We start from the raw sequence: 3,351 nt of genomic DNA on the forward strand, positions 1-3,351 counted from the left end.
AGCAGGAAGGGGAGCACTTTTCCGAGTTGCGAGGACGATGAGAGTTGATGGCGAACCGGTCAGACCGGGAGCCGGGACACCCCGCTGAATGTCCAGAGCATCATAGCCCGCAAAGCAGAGTGGGACCCAGCTCGCGGATACCATCAGGGCCAGCAGTCACAAGAACGACTGCATCAACAGGCCGGACACAAGACTGCACCCGACCAACGCGTCAGAAGCTCAATTCGCCGCTTGCAATGCGGGAGCCATCCACACAGGACATCCTCGCCGAGCCCACTCACGACCCATAGCAAGCCTTGAGAAGGGCTGCTTCACAGGCGAGTGGTCAAGCCGGTGAGCCAATCCGGCGAGACGTTGACCAGCGCGGTCTCCGCCGCCTTGTCGTAGCCGGAGGCGATCAACAGGCCGGTGGCAACAAGGATCAGCCCGAGCGCCGCCTTGAGCCCCTTGCCCAGTCCCATCATCCGGTCGCGCCAGCGCATCAGGACCTCGCGTGAGACGGTGCCGAGCAGAACTAGCGGCAGGGCCGCGCCGAGGCCGAACAGGAGCATGGTCAGCGCGACGATGCCAAGATCGCGCCCCTGGGAAGCGAGCAGCGAGGCCGCTCCGAGGGTCGGGCCGACGCAGGGGCTCCACACCGCCCCGAGCAGCACCCCGACGCCGAACTGTCCGAGAAGGCCTGCGGTCGAGAAGCCACCGAAACGGCTCTCCGTCCAGTTGCTTACTGGTCCGGCGGCTACGGCGAGCCGGGTCTGGGCCGCCGGGACCATCAGGACCAGCCCGATCAGGATGAGCATGATGGCCGCGCCGATTCGGAAGATGCCGGCGTCGAGGCCGATGGCGAAGCCAACGGTCGCCACGAACAGCCCGATGGCCACGAAGGACAGGGCCAGGCCGGCGGCGAGCGCGGCCGGGCCGAGCCGGTGTTCCGAGGCGGCCGCGCCGAGCACCAGCGGCAGCAACGGCAGCACGCAAGGAGACAGCACCGAGAGGATGCCGGCGAGGAAGGCGAGGCCCAGGCTCGTGACCATGACGGCTCAGATCGCCTTTTCGAGGAGTGAAGAGATCGCCTCGGGCTTGGTCTCGCCGGCCGAGCGCCCGGTCTCCTTCTCGCCCTTGTAGGTGATGAGCGTGCTCTGCATCGTGGCGCCGAACTGCTTCACCACGTCCTTGCGGCTGTCGAAGTCGACGTCGAACACCTGTAGGTCCTTGAACTTCGGGTCGGCCTCAAGCTTCGACAGGATCGGCTTCTGGGCGGCGCAGGTGGCGCACCACGGAGCGGTGATGTGGACGAGGATCGGCTTGCCGGCCTTCTGGGCCGCCTCGAAGGCGGCGGGCGTGTAGGTCATCTCGGCGGCGCCGGCGGCGGTGCCGAACAGCATAGGGGCGACGGAGAAGGCGGCGAGCAGGATGCGGCGAGTGGTCATGGAGGCTGTTCCCGTGATGGCTGGCTGGGGGTGGAGGTCGGGTCTCAGTTCGAGACCTGCGTGATCGCCCGGTCGACGTTCACGCGGGCCGACCAGTCCTTGGCGCTGTCCTGGCCCTTAAGATCAATGAGGCGGGCGGCTGTGACGTCGACGTTCTTGAAGTCGGCCCCGGCGACGGTCGCGCCGGTGAGATTGGCCCCTGACATGTCGGAACCCATGAGGACCACGTCGGTGAGGTCCGCGTCGGTGAGGTCGGCGTATTCCAGGCGCGAGCGACCGAGGTTCGCCCCCTTCAAGTTGGCACCCTTGAGGTTCACCGAGACGAACACGGCCCGCATCAGGCCCATGGACTGGTTCTTGATGTCGGCGCCGCCCTTGAGGTCGACCAGCGTCGCCCCAGCCATGTTGGCGCCCTTGAAGTCGCCGATGGGCATCGACCGACTGAGGTCGGCCCCGCTCAGGTTGGCGTCGCGGGCGGTGATGCCGAACATCTTGGCGCCCACGAGCTTGGCGCCCGAGAGGTCGGCCTTGATGAACCAGGCCTGCTCCAGATTGGCACCGCTCAGGTCGGCGCCGCGCAGGTTGGCCTTGTTCAGGCGGGCGGTGCGCAGGTTCGCGCCCTTGAGGTTCAGGCCGGACAGGTCGAGGCCGGCCAGCGCCTTGTCGGAGAGGTCAATGGGCTTGCCGTCTGCCTTGGCGATCAGCGCCTCAACGTCGGCCCGGGTCATCTCGGCCTTGGTCATCGCGGGCGAGGTCATGTCGGCCCCGAGCAGCAAATCCTGTTCAGCGGCGGCCGGGCCGGCGACGAGAGCGGCCAGCATGAAGCTTAGGGCGAGGCGGCGCATCAGTTTACTCCCATCAGGTGCCGTGCATGGCCGACGCCCGTATCGTGTTCGTTGTGTCGTGATGCTATGCCGAGCCGCTGCATCCGGTCGGTGACCCAGGTCACACAAGTCCGGCGCGGTGGGAGAAAAACGCAAAGCGAGCCGGACGATCAGCCCGTCGTCCCGGCCTGAGAGCGACGCCGATCATGATGGACGCGCACAAGGTCGAGCATTGGGTCGACCGATTTCCACTTCTCCAGGCGCTCAGCCCGGCGCACCTACAACTCGCCCGGGGAACCGTGCAGTTCCCGGTGCTGGAGGCCGGTGCTACGGCCTACGAACTCGATGGCGAGTGCGCCAACTACCTTATGTGCCTTGAGGGGCGCACGCGTATCTTCCGCATGTCTGAGGGCGGGCGCGAGGTCTTGATCTACAAGGTCGGTCCCGGCGGCACCTGCGCCCTTACCACGCAATGCCTCCTATCCGGCGGTACCTTCCCGGCCCAAAGCGTAGCCGAGGAGCGGACTGAGCTTGCGGCTCTGCCGGTGAGCACATTCCAGCACTTGATGGGCGATAGTTCCGCGTTTCGCAGCTTCGTCATGGACGACTACACGCGGCTGATGTCCGGTCTGTTCACGCTGATCGACGAGGTAGCGTTCGCCCCGCTCAAACAGCGCCTCGCCCAACGGCTCTTAGAGCCCGTCCGATAACATCCGGCAGGGGTTGAGTGGCCGGGATGGCGGTGATTCCAGAAGGGTGCTGAAGCCTGATCTGGATGTGCCATGTGGACCCCGACCACTCGCCGGCAGCATACCCGTTCGCGCCTGCGCTACGAAACCGACCTGACCGATGCGGAATGGGCCGTGATCGCGCCGCTGAGGCCGGCTCCGGCATCAGCGGCGCGAGATCTGGAACGCGATCTTCTACGTGCTGCGGGGCGGCATCGCGTGGCGGATGATCCCGAAGGACCTGCCTCCGCGCAGCACGACGTTCGGCTTCTTCGCGCGCTGGCGCGACGAGGGCCTGTTCGGTCGGATCAACCATCACCTCGTCATGGCGGATCGCGAGCGGGTCGGTCGAAGCGCCTCGCCCACCGCTGC

The 3,351-nt window shown here is 66.5% G+C and carries 4 protein-coding genes and 1 pseudogene; 2 read left to right on the forward strand and 3 right to left on the reverse strand.

The annotated features are described in order from the left end of the window. Positions 1-311: 311 nt before the first annotated feature. From MKK70_RS10175 to MKK70_RS10185, 3 genes are read right to left on the reverse strand one after another with little or no spacing between them, the layout of a single operon-like run. Entirely contained in the window at positions 312-1,031 is a 720-nt protein-coding gene (locus MKK70_RS10175) for a cytochrome c biogenesis CcdA family protein (protein ID WP_243932954.1), read from the reverse strand. Positions 1,032-1,037: 6 nt separating this feature from the next. Further along, a complete protein-coding gene (locus MKK70_RS10180; protein WP_243932952.1) occupies positions 1,038-1,427 on the reverse strand; it encodes a thioredoxin family protein in 390 nt (129 codons plus the stop codon). Positions 1,428-1,471: 44 nt separating this feature from the next. Further along, positions 1,472-2,272 (reverse strand): pentapeptide repeat-containing protein, encoded by an 801-nt coding sequence (locus MKK70_RS10185; RefSeq protein ID WP_243932951.1) that lies wholly within the window; start codon positions 2,270-2,272, stop codon positions 1,472-1,474. Between the two features lie 185 nt (positions 2,273-2,457). Here MKK70_RS10185 and MKK70_RS10190 point away from each other — a divergent pair, with 185 nt between their 5' ends. After that, on the forward strand, positions 2,458-2,961 hold the full coding sequence (locus tag MKK70_RS10190; RefSeq protein WP_243947406.1) for a Crp/Fnr family transcriptional regulator: 504 nt from the start codon (positions 2,458-2,460) through the stop codon (positions 2,959-2,961). A 72-nt stretch (positions 2,962-3,033) separates the two neighbouring features. Further along, positions 3,034-3,351: pseudogene (locus tag MKK70_RS10195) on the forward strand (transposase); the annotation flags it as partial.

Source organism: Methylobacterium sp. E-041 (assembly GCF_022829665.1).
Classification (GTDB): domain Bacteria; phylum Pseudomonadota; class Alphaproteobacteria; order Rhizobiales; family Beijerinckiaceae; genus Methylobacterium.

Bases quoted from the DNA above. Each gene is read 5' to 3' on its own strand.
- MKK70_RS10175 (WP_243932954.1), bottom strand. From the start codon at position 1,031: ATGGTCACGAGCCTGGGCCTCGCCTTCCTCGCCGGCATCCTCTCGGTG.
- MKK70_RS10180 (WP_243932952.1), bottom strand. From the start codon at position 1,427: ATGACCACTCGCCGCATCCTGCTCGCCGCCTTCTCCGTCGCCCCTATG.
- MKK70_RS10190 (WP_243947406.1), top strand. From the start codon at position 2,458: ATGATGGACGCGCACAAGGTCGAGCATTGGGTCGACCGATTTCCACTT.
- MKK70_RS10185 (WP_243932951.1), bottom strand. From the start codon at position 2,272: ATGCGCCGCCTCGCCCTAAGCTTCATGCTGGCCGCTCTCGTCGCCGGC.